The sequence below is a fragment of the Coprococcus sp. AF102-57 genome, assembly GCF_027686195.1.
GTDB lineage: Bacteria > Bacillota > Clostridia > Lachnospirales > Lachnospiraceae > Allocoprococcus > Allocoprococcus comes.
The window spans coordinates 37,896-56,535 of record NZ_JAQCSY010000019.1; the positions used below are offsets into that span (position 1 = coordinate 37,896).

Genomic DNA, 18,640 nt, shown 5'->3' on the forward strand with positions numbered 1-18,640 from the left:
CTGAATCTCTTATATGCATATGTGCCCCGGTATATCTGTCTGCGTTTTTTCATAAACTATTGCAAAAGAATACGGCAGGTATACACGATGAAAACAAAAAAACTGTCTGTGTTTTTTCTGATCGGACTTTTCCTTCTGATGCTTTTTTCCCCGGAAACCGTTGCCACAGGTGCCGCAAACGGACTGCTACTCTGGTATAGGCAGGTGCTTCCGGTGCTCTTTCCTTTTCTTCTTATAACCGGTCTTATGATCCGCACAGAGAGCATTTCCCTGATCAATCATACCCTTTCTCCAATTCTGAAGCCTTTTCTTGGCATTTCTGAAAATGCTTCTTTTTCGGTGGTCTGTGGATTTCTCTGTGGCTTTCCAGTAGGGGCAAAATCCTGCTCTGACCTGACTGATAAAGGGAAAATTTCTTCTGCCGAAGGAGAATACCTACTTTCCTTCTGTAACAATGTCAGTCCTGCGTTTCTGACCGGGTATGTGGCGGTACAGAGCCTCAAGCAGCCTGAAATGGCGCAGATCTGTCTGCTTTTTCCTATCCTTGCCGCACTGTGCTGCTCCTTTTTGTTCCGCAGATGGTATCTGCCGCGGAATCCTTTTGCGGTCGTAGAAGAACAGGCTGATCCCAGACAATTTCTTCCTTTTTCCGAGGCTCTTGACGAAAGTATTCTGTCAGCATGTGATTCCATCACGAAAATCGGCGGATATATGATCGTTTTTTCAGTGCTCATTTCTTTTATGGCAAAACTTTCCTTTCAGAATTTCTTCTGGAAATTGTTGCTTCTTCCCGGAGTGGAACTGACCGGGGGAATCCGCATGCTCTGTCAGCTGGACCTTACTTCTGAACAGCGGTTTCTTCTCGTTATGGCGCACTGTTCTTTTGGAGGAGTCTGCGCGCTTTTCCAGACAAAATGCATGATCCGATCCCAGAACTGGTCTTTTCCTCGCTATATAGCAGAAAAGCTGATTACCGCAATGGTAACCAGCCTGTTCGCTTTTTGCTATATGAAATTGTTCGGATAAAGAACTTATTCTCTCTGTCCCTGGTCCGTCTGTCCGGCTTCTCCGCCGAATTCTGCTTCCAGTCCGCGTGAGGACTTATCCGGAACTTCCAGTTCTGCACGGTTGTTACGGACAACATCATAACATTCCTGAAGGGATGTTACCAGACTGTCATACTTGCTTGTGTAACTGTTCAGTGTATGACCGATGATGCTTTCAGCATTGGCAAGAAGATCATCTGTATACTGCACTGCCCCGATACGGATATCGTTGGCATCATTAGTCGCATTATCCAGAATCTGCTGTGCCTGGTCTGTTGCTGCCATAACGATCTCGTTTGCCTGTGCGTATGCCTGCTGCATGATCTCATGCTCGCTTACCAGTTCACTTGTCTGTGCATGTGCTTCTTCAATCATGCTTTCTGCTTTCTGTTGTGCATCCGCAAGGATCGCATCCTTGTTCGCAATGATCTTCTGATAACGCTTGATCTCATCAGGTGTCTTCATACGAAGTTCACGGAGAAGTTCATCGATCTGGTCTTTATTCACGATAATCTTTGTAGTTGATAATGGCTGAAACTTACAGCTGTCAATGTACTCTTCAATTTCTTCAATAATCTGCTCAATACGGCTGCTCATAATTTTGCACTCTCCTTCTTGTCACAGACCTACTGTGACATCTTTTCTTTTATACTTTTGGCGACAGTCTCCGGCACGAACTGGGAAATATCCCCTCCGAAAGCTGCGACTTCTCTTACGATTGTAGAGCTAAGGTAAGAATACTTGAGATTGGTTGTAAGGAACATGGTTTCTACTTCCGGTTCAAGCTTATGATTCGTCTGTGACATCTGGATCTCATATTCAAAATCTGTGATCGCACGCAGTCCGCGAATCACAAGACGTGCCTTTTGCTGTCTTGCAAATTCTACAAGCAGCCCGTCGAAAGGCACTACTTTCACATTGCCGAGATCTTTTGTCACTTCCTTTAACATTTTAACACGTTCTTCTACAGAAAACAACGGGGTTTTTGCTTTATTCATCAATACTCCGATTATAAGTTCGTCTACAATTTTACTGCTCCGGGTAATAATATCCAGATGTCCGAAAGTTACCGGGTCAAAGCTTCCCGGATAAATCGCTCTTATCATGAGTCTACTCCTCCACAGATATAAATACATGCATATTGGTCTTGTATTTCTTTTGTTTGATCATTGAAAAACCAAGTTCCTCCAAATAAGAAAAATCAGTCGCCAAAGATGCTTCCACGATGATCAGTGCATCCTTTTCCAGCAAGTCTGCTTTTGCAAGATAAGTAAGCACCTCTTTTTCCAGCATATGGTTGTACGGTGGATCCATAAACACATAATCGAATTTTTCTCTTCCATCCAGCCTGCGAAGTGCCGAAAATACATCCTCCCGGATTACTTCCGCCTGGTCTGCAAGCTGTGTCTTTTTCAGATTCTCCATAATGCACTGGATTGCATTCGGATTGTTTTCCACAAAAACCGCCTTTTTTACACCTCGGCTGATCGCCTCAATCCCGATTGCCCCGCTTCCGGAAAAAAGATCCAGAAATGTACAGTCGCAAAGTCCGTGTGCGATCATATTGAATAAGGTTTCTTTGGTTCTGTCGGTTGTCGGACGTGTCTCCATTCCTTTTACCGTCACAAGTGGTATTCTTCTGGCTTTCCCTGCTATGACTCTCATCTTATCGTTCTCCTGATTTATGATGTCAGAAACTACTCCATCATTTCAAAACATAGGGTGTTTTGTCTTTTAACCCTGACAACATATTATACTTATTTGTGATTATTTTGTCAATTTCCCCGCTTGTATTTTACCAGATACATTTTTTATATCTGTCTTTTTTCAGATACAAAGCTCTATTTTTCCGACTCCATGTGTGCCTGATGGACAGTGATCTGCTGATATGGAATATCAATATGATTTTCATCCAGTGTCAACTTGATATTTTCCAGCATCCGCCATCTTGTCGGCCAATACTCTTCACTTTTTACCCAGGCACGGACACCAAGCACCACTGAACTGCTCCCAAGCTCATTTACAAAGACATTATGTTCCATACTCTGGATGACGGACGGATCATTTTTTACAAGTTCCTGCAACAGTTTCTTGGCAAGGCGCAGATCCGCTTCATATGCAATATCCATCTTCAGATCCAGCTGACGGTAATCTTTGTCCGTCACATTGGTAAGGCTTGTGTTGGCAAGTGTTCCATTCGGCACAATGATCGTCTTGTTGTCAATGGTGGCAAGCTTAGTGTAGAAGATCTGGATCTCTTTGACCGTTCCTTCATTGCCATGGCTGTCTTCTATAATATAATCCCCGACAACAAAAGGCTTCAAAAATAAAATCAGCATCCCACCGGCAAGGTTGGAAAGACTTCCCTGCAGGGCAAGACCAACTGCCACGCCTGCCGATGCAACCGTTGCTGCAATCGATGCAGATTCTACACCGAGCGAATTGATAATTGCCAGAAACAGCAGAATATGAAGTCCGTATTTCAACAGAGAATCCACAAACTGTCTTGCACCGGTATCCGAATTGGCGCGTTCCATGGATGCCCGCGTAATCTTGCGGATCCAGTTGATCACCTTATGGCAGATGATGAATATGAGCAACGCCATCAGAATCCGGATTCCAAACGCAATCAGGTCCGGACCTTTCTCCTGAATGAATTTGTTAAATCCGGTGATTGTATCCACCGTATCCTGCACGGTCTCCTCTACCTCACTTCCTGCGGCTGTCTGTGTCAAAAGCATGTTTTATCCCTCCTTCAGTGCAATAAATGCTGCAAGATTCCCCCTCTTTCCTTTGGATGCGCGATGGGAAAATAAAAGCTCCGGGTTGCAACAGGTACACACATTAGTAACCGCCATATGTTCCGGTCTGATCCCTGCATCTGTGAGAACCAGTTCATTTGCCTTCCAGAGATCCAGCTGGAACTTTCCATTCTCCTTGGCATAGAACAGACGGTCATATTCAGACTCTCTGAAATTTGCGCGGAACATATCGATCACATCTTCACTGACTTCATAACATTCCTGACAGATGGACGGTCCCACACAGGCAAGGATATTCTTTGGATCACAACTGAATTCTTTCTGCATCTTTTCAACCGTCACCTGTCCCATCCGGTTCACGGTGCCTCTCCAGCCGGAATGGCTGGATGCTACCACCTTTTTCACCGGATCCAGAAACAGAAGCGGTACACAGTCCGCGTAAAATGTCACCAGACAGATCCCCGGTATATTTGTGATCAGTCCATCTACATCTGTGTAATCTTTTTCTCTTGTAACACCTTTGCCGGCATCTTCTCTTGTCACGATCCGTACGTTCGTCGTATGGGTCTGATGCGTGCAGACCATATGCTCCGGTTTCACGCCGATTGCAGCTGCCATTCTTCTGTAATTCTCGTCCACATGCGCGGGATCATCCCCTCTGGTATAGCTCAGGTTCATGCTTCCCAGAAAACCTTCACTCACTCCTCCAAGTCTGGTCGAAATTCCATGTTCTACAAGCCCTTCCTTTTCAAGGATCGGATATTTGAGAAATGGTACGCCAGCACTTATGCATTCGTCAAAGATATGCTCCTCGTTTTTATATTTTAATCCTATTTTCATCTGTACTCTCCCGTATTGTGATATCTGCAGGCAGCCATTTGCCTTTCCCCTGTATCATAACTCATACAATTCCAAAATCTCCGCAGTACTCAAATGCATTTTTCCGCAAAGAAATCTTATTCCCCGCGATTCCTATTACATCGAAGCGGCATGGTATCTCTGTGCAGCCGTTCTTCATCAGATAATAAACGGCCGCTCCGGACAGGCGCATCTGTTTGGGCACAGATACCGCCTCCAGAGCAGCCGAAAGCCCTCCTGTTTTGCGAAATTTCACCTCACAAAAGACCAGATATTCTCCGTCTTTTGCAACAATGTCAATCTCCGCATAACGGCAGCGGAAATTATACTCCAGTATCCGATATCCTTGCTTTTCCAGAAATTCACCTGCTATTTTTTCATATTTTGTACCGGTCCTTCGCCGGTTTTTTTCATTCTCCAATCGCCTTTTGGATCTGATCTTCTACCTGTTCTGACGGATTTTTATACGAAGTGTCCGATAAAACTTCTTCTGTGGATCGGTGTCGGTCCAAGCGTCTGAAGCGCTTTGATATGTTCTGCTGATCCATAACCTTTGTTGGACGCGAATCCATATCCCGGAAGTACCTTATCATACTCTTCCATCAGACGATCTCTTGTTACCTTTGCCACAATACTTGCTGCAGCGATGGATACGCTTTTCGCATCTCCCTTGATGATTGGAACCTGTGGAATCACAACCTCCGGAATGGTAACTGCATCATTTAAAAGCAGATCCGGCTTGACTTTCAAATTGCCAATCGCCTGACGCATGGCTTCGTAAGTTGCCTGCAGAATATTGATCTCGTCAATCCTTGCAGGGGAAGCCATCCCGAGACCTACCGCAACTGCTTTGTCCATGATCTCATCATAAAGCTCATCTCTTTTTGCTGCGGAAAGCTTCTTGGAATCATTTATATAAAGGATCTCGCACTCTTTGGGCAGGATCACGGCTCCTGCAACCACCGGACCCGCAAGTGGCCCCCTTCCCACCTCGTCAATTCCACAGATAAACGCATGGTCAGCATATTTTTCTTCGTACTGACGCATTTTCGCAAGGCGCTCTTTTTCGGCAAGCAGCTTTTCCTTCTGCTTTCTGTACTTTTCCAGAAGCTTTTGCACACCGGCTCTGTCATCCGGCGCATAGACCTTCATCAGCTGCTCCCTTTCGGCATCCTCTGCCATTTTCAAACGGCTGTCGATCTCTTTGATACTTTCTTTACTCATGCTTTATCACTCCGATTTTGTTGAACGGATAAATTCTTACCCAGGCACGCCCGATCAGCATATCACGGGTAAGTACACCCACACTTGCCACACGGCTGTCCGAGCTGTGATTCCGGTTATCTCCCAGGACAAAATATTCATCATCTCCCAGTTTAATCGGCTCTGCTGCAATTCCCGGATCTTCCATCACCTCTGCACCATAATGTTCATCCAGCTTTTTGCCATTAATATACATATATCCATCGATCACCTGCACAGTCTCACCGGGCAGTCCAATGATACGTTTGATATAATAGGTATTCTCTGCATGCTGGTAAGGGAATACAATAATATCATATCTTTCCGGATCGCGGAAGCGGTAGCTGAGCTTATCCACGATCAGGTTATCTCCGTCTGAAAGTGTCGGCTCCATTGAATGACCGTCTACTTTTGTGCGTTGTCCGACAAAGGTGACGATCACCCATGTCAGCAGAACAATGACCAGAAGATACAGAAGAGTTCCTCCCAGTGATCTCCATATACTCTGCTCCTGCTCCGGGGCTTCTTCCTTGTTGTCTTCCTTACTCATTTGTATACTCCTTTACAAATTCAAGTGTGATCCTTCCGAGTCTTCCATTTCGGAAATCATCCAACAGCATACCAGCTGCTTTTGCGGTATCTAATTCATTTCCACGCACCAGACAATGGCGGCTCTCAGCAATTGCTTCCAATACACTGTAGCTGTTCTGCTTTTCGTTGATCGTATATTTCTCAGCAAGAACACCCGGATAAGCATCCTGCATAAAGCTGATCAGCTCCGCCGCAAGCTCTTCCAGATTCATGATCTCATCCTTGATCGACCCGATAAATGCAAGGCGCAGTCCCACCTGCTGGTCCTCAAACTTCGGCCAGAGAATTCCCGGTGTATCGAGAAGCTCTACGTTCTTGTTTAGACGGATCCATTGCTTTCCTTTGGTCACACCCGGTTTGTTACCGGTCTTTGCACAGGCTTTTCCGGCAAGTGCATTGATAAAAGTAGACTTTCCGACATTCGGGATTCCGACTACCATCGCACGGACCGGACGGTTCAGAATCCCTCTCTTACGGTCACGCTCTGTCTTTTCTTTACATGCTTCCTGGATTACTCCCTGAATAGACTTAATCCCACCGCCTTTACGGGAATTAACCTTAACTGCCGAATATCCTTTTCCACGGAAATAGCCGATCCACTCTTCTGTCTGCTTCTCATCTGCAAGATCTGCCTTATTGAGCAGGATCAGTCTTGCTTTATTCTTTCCAAGTTCATCGATGTCCGGATTCCGGCTGCTCATCGGAACTCTTGCATCAACCAGTTCGATCACAAGATCGATCAGTTTGATATTCTCCTGCATCATCCTTTTGGCCTTTGTCATATGCCCCGGATACCATTGAAAATTCATCCAGTTTCCTCCTTCTATTTACCAAGCAGTCCGAAACGGTCTTTCGGGGAAAGGATAAACCATACTTTCCCTTCAATCTCGGAACGCTTTACATTTCCAATATCAGCCATCCGGCTGTCTTCACTGCTCTCCCGGTTGTCGCCAAGGACAAAATACTCATCTCCACCGAGAACGATCTTCTCACTGGCAATACCTGTATCTGCAATTGCAGTAGTCTCATACTTTTCATTCAGCTTTCTGTTGTTGATATAAATCTCTCCATCCCTGATCTCAACACTTTCGCCCGGAAGTCCGATAATCCTTTTAATATAGGAATGAAGGTTCTCATTCCCCTTTGGTTTGAACACGATAATGTCTCCGCGCTTCGGTGTACTGGCATCATATACGATCCGGTTTACCAAAACCACATCCCCATTCCGAATCACCGGGTTCATGGACTCTCCGATATTACTGATCTGATGCCCAAAATACCACACAAACACAAATGCGCACAGGCAGACGAGCACAATTTGGAATACCCATCCAAATACTTCGGGAATCCATTTCAAATTGATATGTTTTCTATGCTTTCTGTCAAACCTGAGTTCTTTTCTTTTTCTATGTCTCATCTGTTATCATATCCTATATTAGCAAAAGGGACAAGTACCTGTCGTATTTGTCCCTCTTTAAGCATTTACTATTTTACTAATTCTTTAACTTTTGCTCTCTTACCTACACGATCTCTTAAGTAGTTCAGTTTTGCACGTCTTACTTTACCTTTACGAACAACTTCTACTTTTTCAACGTTTGGTGAGTGAAGTGGCCATGTCTTCTCAACGCCGATTCCGTTAGAGCTCTTTCTTACTGTAAATGTTTCTCTTGCTCCGCCGCCCTGTCTCTTTAATACAGTACCTTCGAATACCTGAATTCTCTCACGGTTTCCTTCTTTGATCTTACCATAAACTTTTACAGTATCTCCTACGTGGAATTCCGGAGCATTTTCTTTTAACTGAGCTGCTTCAATGTTCTTAATAATTTCGTTCATGTGTGAACCTCCTTCATATTTTGACGTTCTTAATACGCTTTTCTATCGTATCAGAGGACCATCTCTGTTTTCATCACAACGTGCTATATATTAACACATTATTCTTCATTTTTCAAGTCTTTTTCTCGATTTTCTATAATCTCTTCTGCAAGTTCTCTTTCTTTCATGGTAAGCTCTGCGTCTTCCAGAAGGTCCGGACGCCATTTTGCAGTACGGATCACTGACTGCTCTCTGCGCCATTTCTCTACATTGGCATGATGACCGGATAAAAGGATTGGTGGAACCTGCCTGTCGTGCCAGATCTCCGGTCTGGAATACTGCGGATATTCCAGGAGATTGTCCTGAAAACTCTCAAATTCGGCAGATACATCATTATGCAGAACACCCGGGATCAGGCGGGATACCGCATCCACGATCATCATTGCCGGAAGTTCACCGCCTGTCAGTACATAATCGCCTGCTGACACATAATCCGTTACAATCTCCTCCAGCACACGTTCATCGATTCCTTCGTAATGTCCGCACAAAAGCACCAGTTCGTCTTCTTTCGCAAAATCTTCTGCCATCTTCTGGTTAAACGGCTTCCCCTGCGGGGAAAGATAAATCACACGTGGTCTCTTTCCTTCCGGGAGGGCTGCTTTTTCCTGAATGGCAAGATAGGTCTGGTAAACCGGCTCTGCCTGCATCAGCATTCCTGCGCCGCCGCCATACGGATAATCATCCACACTGCTGTGCTTGTTAAATGCGTAGTCCCGGATATTCCAGGCTTCAATCTCAAGAATTTTATTCTTCACGGCTCTTCCGATAATACTGGTTTCCAGACCGTTCATCACCATCTCCGGAAAAAGCGTCATGATATCAAATCTCATATTGTTCTCCTACTATTCTGTCGCTTAAATCAGTCCGTCCATCAGATGAACAGTCATTTTCCTATTCTCAGTATCTACATCCAGAATACAGTCATGGATTGCCGGAAGAAGCACCTCTGTGTGCGCCTCTGTCGATACCACATAGACATCATTCGCACCGGTTTCCATAATATCTTCCAGGACACCGAATTTTTCACCGTCCTCAGTGTAGACATCCATGCCGATGATATCTGCCATGTAATACTCATCCTCTTCCAGTTCCACGGCATTCTCACGAGATACAAGAAGCGGCATCTTTCTGTATTTTTCAATATCATTTATGTTATCGATCCCCTTGAACTTCAGAATCACATACTGTTTAAAAAATTTTACACCTTCAATTTCAAGGGGAATCTGTTCTTTTCCTGTATCAAGAACCACATCTTTCAGAGCACGGAAGCGGTTTGGATCATCCGTTGTCGGAAATACTTTGACTTCACCTTTGATTCCGTGGGTAGATGTGATCACGCCAACTTGCAGGTAATCATTTTGTTGCATACTTTGTCCTTTCTTAGCATAAGATAAACTTTACACCGAAAAAGTCTGTTTTAGTCTTTTGAAGCGACTTTTTCTCCATCCCCAGATACAGTGAATCTGTCATTGGCAGCTTCACTTGCATACTAAGGTATGATAAAAAACGCAGATAAAAATAAATTTACCTGCGTTTTATTTTTATGCTATTGCATAATTTCAACCACGACTTTTTTGTCTTCTTTGGCCGCGGCTGCCTTTACAACGGAACGGATTGCTTTCGCAATTCGGCCTTGCTTACCGATCACCTTTCCCATATCATTATCTGCGACATGTACTTCGATCACGGTAGTCTTGCCTTCCTGTTTTTCCGTAACCACGACGCCTTCAGGATTGTCCACAAGTGCTTTCGTAATTACTTCTACTAAATTTTTCATCACTCGCACCTCCGCGAAGCAACCTATTTTTCAATACCTGCTGCCTTAAAGATTTTTCCAACTACTTCTGTAGGCTGAGCACCGTTGTTTAACCATTTCTTAGCTGCTTCTTCATCTACTTTGAATACGCTAGGATCCTGAGTTGGATCGTATGTTCCGATTTCTTCGATGAATTTTCCGTCTCTTGGTGATCTAGAATCAGAAACAACGATTCTATAGAAAGGAGCTTTCTTCTGTCCCATTCTTCTTAATCTGATTTTTACTGCCATTTTACTTTCCTCCATAAAACAATTTGTATTTATAATAGTTTATCTATATATCACGCATGGTCTGCGGAATATATCTCCTTTAGAAAGGCATCTTGAACTTGCCTTTTTTACCTTTCCCGCCCATCATTCCCGGGAAAGACTTCATCATCTTGCGCATCTGCTCGAACTGCTTCATCATCTTGTTGACTTCCGAAATGTCAACTCCGGCTCCTGCTGCGATTCTTCGCTTTCTCTGCGGAGTGATGATGTCCGGATTCTGACGTTCCTTGATCGTCATGGAATAAATGATTGCTTCGACTCTTGCCATCTTCTGTTCCGCATCATCCGCATCGATATCAGGCATCTTGCCTTTACCAAGACCACCCATGCCGCCAAGTCCGGGAAGCATATTCATGATACTTCCAAGACCGCCCATCTTGCGCATCTGTTTCATACTTTCCAGATAGTCCTCAAAATCAAACTGCGACTTTTTGAGTTTTTCTGTCATCTTACGTGCCTGTTCTTCATCGATCTCTTCGCCGGCTTTCTCGATCAGGCTGAGTACATCCCCCATACCAAGGATTCTGGAAGCCATACGATCCGGATAAAACTGCTCCAGATCTGATAATTTCTCACCCATACCCACATAAAGGATCGGGCATCCGGTGACTGCCTTGATCGAAAGTGCCGCACCACCTCTGGTATCGCCGTCAAGCTTTGTGACGATTACTCCATCTATACCAATCTTCTCATTAAAGTTCTCTGCAACATTCACAGCGTCCTGACCGGTCATTGCATCGACAACGAGAATACTCTGATGAACCTCGACCGTGTTCTTAATCTCCTGCAGTTCTTCCATCATCTCTTCATCAATATGAAGACGTCCTGCAGTATCCAGAATAATCACATTGTTGCCATTCTTTTCAGCATGCTCCAGTGCTGCTTTAGCGATATTCGCCGGTTTCTGGTTATCTCCCATGGAGAACACTTCCACACCTTGCTTCTCTCCGTTGATCTGCAACTGTTTAATAGCTGCAGGTCTGTAGACATCACATGCTACCAGAAGAGGCTTCTTACCTTTCAGCTTGAACTTTCCTGCAAGCTTTGCTGTGGTCGTTGTTTTACCTGCTCCCTGAAGACCCATCATCATAATGACCGTCTTCTGGCTTCCCGGCTGGAATTTAATCTCCGTTGTCTCAGAGCCCATCAGATTCACCAGCTCGTCATTCACGATCTTGATCACCATCTGTCCCGGATTCAGTCCGCTCATCACATCCTGTCCGACTGCACGTTCCTGCACACTTTTTACAAAATTTTTGACAACTTTGAAGTTAACATCTGCCTCCAGAAGAGCCATCTTAACTTCACGCAGAGCCGCCTTTACATCATCTTCTGTAAGTCGTCCCTTGCTTCTTAAATTCTTGAATACGTTCTGAAGTTTTTCTGTCAAACTGTCAAATGCCATGTTATAACTCCTCTATGATCTCTCCCGAAAGCTTTTTCACTTTCTTTATCAGTTCTTTTTCGTCCTGCTCTTCATAATTCTCAAGAAGCAGATCGATCTCATGGACTTTTTTTTTCACAGACATGAACTTCTCCACCAAATGCAGCTTTGCTTCATAATCCTCCAGACTCTTGTTACAGCGCCGGATCATATCATGAACACCCTGTCTGCTGATCCCCGCATCTCTTGCGATCTCGCTGAGCGAATAATCTTCAAGAACTGCCTGTTCATAAATCTCTTTCTGATGTTTTGTTAAAAGCTCACCATAAAAATCATATAATAATGTCTGCTTTAAAATCTCGTCCATCACTTATCACCTGTGCTATCATATAACAGATTTTCATTGGTGTCAAGTATTTTTTCTTGACATTCAAGAAATTTTTCTACATGCAGGTTCCCATGTCCCTGTCTCTGGTCATAATACCTGCCCTTTTCACAGGAATTCCACAGTCTGTATTTAAGTTCCAGATTACACATATCCGGGTATTTCTGCAAAACCAGAGCCGCTGCCCCGGACACTACCGGAGTTGCCATAGAAGTCCCGGTTTTCGGAATATAGGCATAAGGGCTCCGCACCGGATACAGGTAATTGCAGGAATAGATCCGGTTCCCCGGCACGGCAAGATCCGGTTTTTTAATACAATCTCCGGTCGGCCCACAGCCGGAATACTTCTTTCCCAGTTCTTCATCCGCCCCAACTGTGATCACCTTCCGGCTGTTTCCCGGTATCGTGACGCTCCCTTCCTTTGGTCCTTTGTTTCCTGCCGCCGTTACGACTACCAGACCGGCATCCCAGAGCCGTTCTACCCAGAACAGGAACAATTCATCTTCCGGATCCTTCTTATGAGGAAGAGTTCCAATCGAAATATTGACGATCCGTATCTTCATTTCCTTTTGTTTTAACAACACGTACCGGATCCCGTTTATCACATCCCGGATTTTTCCACCACCTCTCTGATTCAGCACCTTGACAGCAAAGATCTGCGCCTCCGGTGCTATTCCGCTGTACAGGCCTCTTCCGCTTTTTCCATTTCCGGCAAGAATTCCTGCCACATGGGTTCCGTGTCCGTTGTCATCATATATGGTTTTCTTCCCCTGTACACAGTCCTTCCATCCCACGATGCGGCCGACAAGATCCGGGTGCTGTGTGATCCCTGTATCCAGAACGGCACAAACGACGCCCTTTCCAGTGATTTTGTTTCGCATTGTATCCGAACACCAGTAGTGGATTTTCCGTTTCAAATCTTTCATATTTAAAATATCCTTTTTCTATTAGAATATTCTTTCTGAAATCAGATGCCAATTTCTTCGGAACTTTTTTGAAACACTGACATGCCTCCTTACATATGATGAAGTGTAAAGAAACCTTACTGGAGGCTATCAAATATGAGTGAATTAAGTGCAACAAACTGCGGATGTGGAAATTCTATGGATAACTGTGGATGTGGCTGCGGAATGTCTTCCTGCGTATGGATCATTCTTCTCCTCTGCTGCTGTGGCGGATGGGGACGCAATGGCGACGGATGTGGATGTGGAAATGACAGCTGCCTGTGGATCATCCTTCTTCTCTGCTGCTGTGGCGGATTCGGTAACGGATTCGGCAACGGATGCGGTAATGGATGCGGATGTGGAAACGGCTGTGGCAACGGCGGATGCGGCTGCTAGTTACGAAACTCAGATCTTATTCGTTCAGACAGACCAGAGGCGGGGCAAATTATATCCCCGCCTTTTTTATGTTTTGTTTTTGCGCTTCTCCTGTTGCTTTTCGTGTTCCTCTTCCGGCTCCTTTTCCTTTTTCTTTCGCAAACATTCTTCATCCACTTCGTAGATCGCATTCCCATCAATAATAATCCGGCTGCTCATTTAACAAAATCCTTCCATTAGTTCTTCCTTTGCTTTATTATATGTGGATCTCATATTTTCCGTCTTCTTTACATATATATTTATAACGCTGAACCGTGGAGGACATATGGAAAAGAAACCGCCCCTTGTCATGACGCCATTTGACGAGTCTCTCACGAATGATTTTCTGCAACTTGTCAAAATCATTCTTCCCTATCTGCCCGATCACGTTCAGCGTATAGCTGGCATTTATGTGAAACTTACGGAACTTATGAATGCCTTTTACTGTTTCCAACCTCCTTATTATCATAATCGCAGAGGGCGGCTACGAAAGCAGGAGAAAGATCCAGGCAGCATGTTTGAAGCAGTTGTACCCTATCTTTCTCCTGAAAAAAGAGAAATGTTCGATTCCTTTTCCGGAATATGGCAAATGATGGAAATGATGAAAGAGATGGACTTTGGAGATCCTGCAAATATGGCAGATATGATGAATGGATTTCAGGCAGCACAGGATATGACGGATATGATGAGTGGATTTCAGACAGAAAGGATGGATGAAAATGAACGAATGGATGGAGCATCCGGATCTTGCGAATCTGGATCCGCTGAAACAGGAGCTGATCCGGACAGCAGCGTTGAAAGCCGGCGGCAAAAACGGGAAAGCACTGGTCCCGGTGATGATGTCACTGATCACCGGTGCGAATAAACGGGGAATCCGGTTTACCCCTGATGAGATTTCACTGATTCTTTCAGCGATCAAAGAAGGGAAAAGCAAACAGGAGCAGGCACAGATCGACCAGATGGTGCAGATGATCCGGACAATACAGGCAGGGAAACAACCACCAAGGTCCGGAAGGCAATAAAAATTGCCTTGCCCGACAATCAATGCTATAATGAACGGCAGAAATGCACTTCAGGAGGAGCTTATGACAACGATCAAACTTACCATAGAATACGACGGAACCCGCTATCCGGGCTTTTCCACAAAGAAAAAAAGCGCCAGTATCGAATCAAAGCTTGCACTGGCGATCAGGGATGTAACCGGACAGTCCACACAGCTTTTTGCTGCCGTAAAGACGGAACCGGGTGTTCACGCAACACACCAGATTGTAAGTTTTCAATTAGAAAAAGAATCTTTTTCAGACAATACAGAACTGTTAAAAATGAAATTAAACGCAGCTCTTCCGGCGGATATTGCAGTCACCTCGCTGGAAATCGCAGATGAACGTTTTGTGGCTTCTCTCGCGGTAAAAAGCTGTACCTATACCTGCAGGATCGCCACAGATCCTGCCGCAGCATTATTTTCCCGTCCTTACACCTGTGTTGTAAACGAGTCTCTTGACCTGGAATCCATGCAGCAGGCAGCGCAGCTTCTTATCGGTACGCATGACTTTGCCGCATTTTCAAACGGACGTACCAGAAAAAGTACAGTGCGCACTGTAGAAACGATCAAAATTAACCGCGAAGACCAACTGATACAGATTCAGCTGACTGCAAATAGTTTTCTCCGGCATATGCCGCAGCTTCTTGCTGGTACCATTCTCACAGCTGGAAAAGAAAAAAAGACAGACGGAACTACGCTGACTCTCGCTGGTGTAGAATCAGCAGCTCCTGCCTGTCCTTCGCATGCATTCACCCTGACGGATGTACAACTCCGTTAATCTATCCTTCGATGATCTTCACATAAAAGGTACGGTTTCTTGGTCCGTCAAACTCGCAGAAATACAGATCTTGCCAGATGCCAAAGACGATCTCTCCATCATGGATGATCAGCGTCTGTGACGGTCCGACCACCGTCGTCTTCATATGTGCATGCGAATTTCCCTCTACATGCTGATAGAAGAACTGTTCTGCCGGAAATACTTTTTCAAAGCTACACAACATATCATGCACCACATCCGGATCTGCATTCTCATTGATCGTAAATCCGGCTGTCGTATGTGGTGAGAAGATCACAGCAATCCCTTCTCTTACACCGCTTCTTTCAATGTCTTCTCTTACCATTTCTGTTACCTTTGTCATTTGCTGTGATGCGTTTGTCGCAATCTGATGTTCGTACAGATGCATATGCACACCTCCTTATTTTTCCAGATAAGCTTCGAGTCTCGGAAGCTCTCTTTTCATCATTTCATAGCCATGATCGTAGAAAGCCATCAGCTTATCATAATCTTTTTCCAGTCTGGATACCGGCTTCATTTCCGGGCGAAGGACGAAGATATTTCCTTCTTTTTCCAGCTTTTCTATGTATTCTTCTGTCCGGTTATACATCACCGGTCTTCGGATACAGGTGCGGACAAGTGCCGGATATTTGCTGTACATCTTCCGGTATAACTTGCCGACCGCTTTGGAAGTTGGTTTTTTGCGGTAGCCTTCCGGTCTCGTCAAAATGAGAACTATTTTTTTCAGTCCCTTTTCCTGCACATGCTTTACCGGAATGGAATCGGCAAGTCCACCATCCAGATACGGAATCCCGTCTATATTTACGATCGGACATACAAGTGGCATACTGCTGCTGGCTCGGCAGATCTTCATCAGCCGGTCACTGTCGTTCTCTTCGGTCATATATTCGGCATTTCCCGTAAGACAATTGGTTGTCACGATCTCACAGGTCATTCCATTTGAAAAAAAAGTATCAAAATCAAACGGAAAGAGTTCATTCGGATATTTATTGAATATCATATCCATATCCAGAAGACTTCTTTCTTTTACGAAATCTTTAAGTCCGTAATAATAGCTGTATTCCTTTCCTCTGTGGATCATACAGTCCCTTGTCCTGCCGATCTGCTTTGAGACATAATCGACTGCGTTACAGGAACCTGCCGATACACCGACCACGTATGAAAAATACAGATCTTTTTCCATCAAATAATCCAATGCGCCGGAAGTAAATACACCTCTTGTTGCACCGCCTTCCAACACCAGTCCTGCTTCTGTCAAAACACTCGCCCCTTTCGTCCTACCATGCTGTATATTTCGTGTATGATTTATAAGTATACCACAAATTCTTCCTTATGTTAATGCTTATTCTCTTGCGAAAATTGTGCAGTCATGTTACCATAATGAACGTAATGCAAAAATTGAAACGATAATTCTATTTGAATAAGGAGAATTTTTATGATTAGTACAAGTAATATCACCCTCCGCGTAGGGAAGAAAGCCTTGTTTGAAGATGTAAATATCAAATTTACAGAAGGCAACTGCTACGGTCTGATCGGAGCGAACGGGGCCGGAAAATCTACATTTCTTAAGATCCTTTCCGGGCAGCTTGAGCCGACCAGCGGAGAAGTCATCCTCACACCAGGTGAGCGTCTTTCTTTCTTACAGCAGGACCACTTCAAATACGACCAGTATCCGGTTCTTGATACTGTAATCATGGGAAATGCCCGTCTTTACGAGATCATGAAGGAAAAAGAAGTGATCTATGCCAAAGAAGATTTCACAGACGAGGACGGGATCAAGGCAAGTGAACTGGAAGCAGAATTTGCAACCCTGAACGGATGGGAAGCAGAATCTGATGCCGCATCTCTTCTGAACGGACTTGGAATTGAGACAGAGCTTCACTACAATATGATGAGCGAGCTGACCGGTGCACAGAAGGTCAAAGTCCTTCTTGCACAGGCACTTTTTGGTAATCCGGATATTCTTCTTCTGGATGAGCCTACCAACCACCTGGATCTGGATGCGATCGCATGGCTGGAAGAATTCCTGATCAACTTTGACAATACCGTTATTGTTGTTTCCCATGACCGTTATTTCCTGAATAAGGTCTGCACACAGATTGCCGATATCGATTACGGTAAGATCCAGCTCTACGCCGGTAATTACGACTTCTGGTACGAATCCAGCCAGCTGCTGATCCGTCAGATGAAAGAAGCCAACAAGAAAAAAGAAGAAAAAATCAAGGAGTTACAGGACTTTATTTCCCGGTTCAGTGCCAATGCGTCCAAGTCCCGTCAGGCAACTTCCCGTAAGCGCGCTCTGGAAAAGATCCAGCTTGATGAGATCCGCCCATCCAGCCGTAAATACCCTTACATCGATTTCAAACCGAACCGCGAGATCGGTAATGAAGTTCTGATGGTCGAAGGCTTATCCAAAACCATCAACGGGGAAAAAATCCTGGACAATCTTTCCTTCACACTGAACCGGGACGACAAAGTTGCATTTGTCGGTGGAAATGAATTTGCCAAAACTGTTCTCTTCCAGATCCTGATCGGAGAAATGGAGCCGGATGAAGGTACTTATAAATGGGGAATCACCACTACACAGGCATATTTTCCGAAAGACAGTGGAAAAGAATTTGACAATGACGATACCATCGTAGAATGGCTGACTCAGTATTCGGAAGAAAAGGATGTCACCTATGTACGAGGTTTCCTTGGAAGAATGCTTTTCGCCGGTGACGACGGTGTAAAGAAGGTTAAAGTTCTTTCCGGTGGGGAAAAGGTACGCTGTCTGTTATCCAAGATGATGATCTCCGGTGCCAATGTACTGATCCTCGACGAGCCTACTGACCACCTGGATATGGAATCCATCACTGCGCTCAACAATGGAATGAAGAAGTTCCCTGGCGTACTTCTGTTCTCTTCAAGAGACCACCAGATCGTTGAAACGACAGCAAACCGTATTATGGAAATCCTTCCGGGCGGAAAGATGATCGACAAGATCACAACTTACGATGAATATCTTGCGTCTGACGCAACTGCTGCGAAAAGACAGGCAATCCTGGATCTGAATACGGAAGAACAGGATGACTAAGAATTTATCTTATCGGTACATTTGTGCTGATGTATAATAAATCAGGACTAAAACTCAGGTAGTTCCCCCCGAACAATTGAAGTTCGGTCCGACACCCGAGTTTTAGTCCTTTTTTATCCTTTTATATTCTTTTTTTGCTCTAT

Annotated in this window: 28 protein-coding genes; 6 read left to right on the forward strand and 22 right to left on the reverse strand. The window is 44.7% G+C overall.

Translation table 11 applies throughout. From position 1 onward, the window contains the following. Positions 1-87: 87 nt before the first annotated feature. Positions 88-1,026: a nucleoside recognition domain-containing protein gene (locus PGZ10_RS12105; RefSeq protein ID WP_117834730.1), complete on the forward strand. Its 939-nt coding sequence runs from the start codon at positions 88-90 to the stop codon at positions 1,024-1,026. 5 nt (positions 1,027-1,031) lie between these two features. On the opposite strand, the gene PGZ10_RS12110 is transcribed toward PGZ10_RS12105, so the two are convergent. From PGZ10_RS12110 to PGZ10_RS12195, 18 genes are all read right to left on the reverse strand, one after another. Beyond that, positions 1,032-1,643 carry a hypothetical protein gene (locus PGZ10_RS12110; RefSeq protein WP_008370579.1) on the reverse strand — a complete coding sequence of 204 codons (612 nt, stop codon included), beginning with the start codon at positions 1,641-1,643 and terminating at the stop codon, positions 1,032-1,034. A gap of 29 nt (positions 1,644-1,672) precedes the next feature. Beyond that, complete coding sequence (coaD, locus tag PGZ10_RS12115) at positions 1,673-2,152, reverse strand: pantetheine-phosphate adenylyltransferase (protein ID WP_008370580.1); 480 nt, start codon at positions 2,150-2,152, stop codon at positions 1,673-1,675. A 4-nt stretch (positions 2,153-2,156) separates the two neighbouring features. Beyond that, complete coding sequence (rsmD, locus tag PGZ10_RS12120) at positions 2,157-2,732, reverse strand: 16S rRNA (guanine(966)-N(2))-methyltransferase RsmD (RefSeq protein ID WP_270541533.1); 576 nt, start codon at positions 2,730-2,732, stop codon at positions 2,157-2,159. A gap of 155 nt (positions 2,733-2,887) precedes the next feature. Further along, positions 2,888-3,787 carry a mechanosensitive ion channel family protein gene (locus PGZ10_RS12125; RefSeq protein ID WP_270541519.1) on the reverse strand — a complete coding sequence of 300 codons (900 nt, stop codon included), beginning with the start codon at positions 3,785-3,787 and terminating at the stop codon, positions 2,888-2,890. A gap of 3 nt (positions 3,788-3,790) precedes the next feature. Beyond that, entirely contained in the window at positions 3,791-4,648 is an 858-nt protein-coding gene (gene pgeF / locus PGZ10_RS12130) for a peptidoglycan editing factor PgeF (protein WP_118219060.1), read from the reverse strand. A gap of 61 nt (positions 4,649-4,709) precedes the next feature. Continuing rightward, positions 4,710-5,087, reverse strand: coding sequence for a YraN family protein (locus PGZ10_RS12135; protein ID WP_022220621.1), 378 nt, complete (start codon positions 5,085-5,087; stop codon positions 4,710-4,712). A 41-nt stretch (positions 5,088-5,128) separates the two neighbouring features. Beyond that, entirely contained in the window at positions 5,129-5,890 is a 762-nt protein-coding gene (locus tag PGZ10_RS12140) for a ribonuclease HII (protein ID WP_117558647.1), read from the reverse strand. Further along, positions 5,883-6,458: a signal peptidase I gene (lepB, locus tag PGZ10_RS12145; protein ID WP_008370589.1), complete on the reverse strand. Its 576-nt coding sequence runs from the start codon at positions 6,456-6,458 to the stop codon at positions 5,883-5,885. Before lepB (PGZ10_RS12145) ends, PGZ10_RS12140 begins: the two co-directional genes overlap by 8 nt. Beyond that, entirely contained in the window at positions 6,451-7,308 is an 858-nt protein-coding gene (gene ylqF, locus PGZ10_RS12150; protein WP_008370590.1) for a ribosome biogenesis GTPase YlqF, read from the reverse strand. The genes lepB (PGZ10_RS12145) and ylqF overlap by 8 nt, the downstream gene beginning before the upstream one ends. A gap of 14 nt (positions 7,309-7,322) precedes the next feature. Continuing rightward, complete coding sequence (lepB, locus tag PGZ10_RS12155; protein ID WP_008370592.1) at positions 7,323-7,916, reverse strand: signal peptidase I; 594 nt, start codon at positions 7,914-7,916, stop codon at positions 7,323-7,325. A gap of 68 nt (positions 7,917-7,984) precedes the next feature. Next, positions 7,985-8,332, reverse strand: a complete 348-nt coding sequence (rplS, locus tag PGZ10_RS12160; RefSeq protein WP_008370594.1) for a 50S ribosomal protein L19 — start codon at positions 8,330-8,332, stop codon at positions 7,985-7,987. A gap of 98 nt (positions 8,333-8,430) precedes the next feature. Continuing rightward, positions 8,431-9,201, reverse strand: a complete 771-nt coding sequence (gene trmD, locus PGZ10_RS12165) for a tRNA (guanosine(37)-N1)-methyltransferase TrmD (protein ID WP_055157163.1) — start codon at positions 9,199-9,201, stop codon at positions 8,431-8,433. 24 nt (positions 9,202-9,225) lie between these two features. Then, positions 9,226-9,738, reverse strand: coding sequence for a ribosome maturation factor RimM (rimM, locus tag PGZ10_RS12170; protein ID WP_008370599.1), 513 nt, complete (start codon positions 9,736-9,738; stop codon positions 9,226-9,228). 179 nt (positions 9,739-9,917) lie between these two features. Then, complete coding sequence (locus PGZ10_RS12175; protein WP_008370600.1) at positions 9,918-10,148, reverse strand: KH domain-containing protein; 231 nt, start codon at positions 10,146-10,148, stop codon at positions 9,918-9,920. A gap of 23 nt (positions 10,149-10,171) precedes the next feature. Beyond that, complete coding sequence (gene rpsP / locus PGZ10_RS12180) at positions 10,172-10,417, reverse strand: 30S ribosomal protein S16 (protein WP_022220623.1); 246 nt, start codon at positions 10,415-10,417, stop codon at positions 10,172-10,174. 79 nt (positions 10,418-10,496) lie between these two features. Further along, positions 10,497-11,861, reverse strand: a complete 1,365-nt coding sequence (gene ffh, locus PGZ10_RS12185; protein ID WP_008370602.1) for a signal recognition particle protein — start codon at positions 11,859-11,861, stop codon at positions 10,497-10,499. A gap of 1 nt (position 11,862) precedes the next feature. After that, positions 11,863-12,207, reverse strand: coding sequence for a YlxM family DNA-binding protein (gene ylxM, locus PGZ10_RS12190; protein ID WP_008370603.1), 345 nt, complete (start codon positions 12,205-12,207; stop codon positions 11,863-11,865). After that, positions 12,207-13,151: a S8 family peptidase gene (locus tag PGZ10_RS12195; protein ID WP_270541521.1), complete on the reverse strand. Its 945-nt coding sequence runs from the start codon at positions 13,149-13,151 to the stop codon at positions 12,207-12,209. Before PGZ10_RS12195 ends, ylxM begins: the two co-directional genes overlap by 1 nt. Positions 13,152-13,286: 135 nt before the next feature. Here PGZ10_RS12195 and PGZ10_RS12200 point away from each other — a divergent pair, with 135 nt between their 5' ends. Beyond that, positions 13,287-13,565 carry a hypothetical protein gene (locus PGZ10_RS12200; RefSeq protein WP_022220624.1) on the forward strand — a complete coding sequence of 93 codons (279 nt, stop codon included), beginning with the start codon at positions 13,287-13,289 and terminating at the stop codon, positions 13,563-13,565. Positions 13,566-13,631: 66 nt separating this feature from the next. On the opposite strand, the gene PGZ10_RS12205 is transcribed toward PGZ10_RS12200, so the two are convergent. Then, positions 13,632-13,763 carry a hypothetical protein gene (locus tag PGZ10_RS12205; protein WP_270475150.1) on the reverse strand — a complete coding sequence of 44 codons (132 nt, stop codon included), beginning with the start codon at positions 13,761-13,763 and terminating at the stop codon, positions 13,632-13,634. A 37-nt stretch (positions 13,764-13,800) separates the two neighbouring features. Next, complete coding sequence (locus PGZ10_RS12210) at positions 13,801-14,037, reverse strand: hypothetical protein (protein ID WP_044998655.1); 237 nt, start codon at positions 14,035-14,037, stop codon at positions 13,801-13,803. Between the two features lie 128 nt (positions 14,038-14,165). On the opposite strand from PGZ10_RS12210, the gene PGZ10_RS12215 reads away from it, so the two are divergent. The 3 genes from PGZ10_RS12215 to PGZ10_RS12225 all read left to right on the forward strand — a co-directional run bounded on the left by PGZ10_RS12215 (position 14,166) and on the right by PGZ10_RS12225 (position 15,403). Further along, positions 14,166-14,300, forward strand: a complete 135-nt coding sequence (locus PGZ10_RS12215; protein WP_264471514.1) for a hypothetical protein — start codon at positions 14,166-14,168, stop codon at positions 14,298-14,300. Between the two features lie 2 nt (positions 14,301-14,302). Then, entirely contained in the window at positions 14,303-14,605 is a 303-nt protein-coding gene (locus PGZ10_RS12220) for a hypothetical protein (RefSeq protein ID WP_195368524.1), read from the forward strand. Between the two features lie 63 nt (positions 14,606-14,668). After that, positions 14,669-15,403, forward strand: coding sequence for a tRNA pseudouridine synthase A (locus PGZ10_RS12225; RefSeq protein WP_270203522.1), 735 nt, complete (start codon positions 14,669-14,671; stop codon positions 15,401-15,403). Between the two features lies 1 nt (position 15,404). Here PGZ10_RS12225 and PGZ10_RS12230 read toward each other — a convergent pair whose 3' ends face one another. Together PGZ10_RS12230 and PGZ10_RS12235 are read right to left on the reverse strand one after the other, a co-directional pair. Next, positions 15,405-15,809 (reverse strand): secondary thiamine-phosphate synthase enzyme YjbQ, encoded by a 405-nt coding sequence (locus PGZ10_RS12230; protein WP_270541522.1) that lies wholly within the window; start codon positions 15,807-15,809, stop codon positions 15,405-15,407. A gap of 12 nt (positions 15,810-15,821) precedes the next feature. Next, complete coding sequence (locus PGZ10_RS12235; protein WP_270541524.1) at positions 15,822-16,679, reverse strand: patatin-like phospholipase family protein; 858 nt, start codon at positions 16,677-16,679, stop codon at positions 15,822-15,824. Positions 16,680-16,856: 177 nt separating this feature from the next. On the opposite strand from PGZ10_RS12235, the gene PGZ10_RS12240 reads away from it, so the two are divergent. After that, a complete protein-coding gene (locus PGZ10_RS12240) occupies positions 16,857-18,497 on the forward strand; it encodes an ABC-F family ATP-binding cassette domain-containing protein (protein ID WP_022220629.1) in 1,641 nt (546 codons plus the stop codon). Positions 18,498-18,640: the final 143 nt, after the last annotated feature.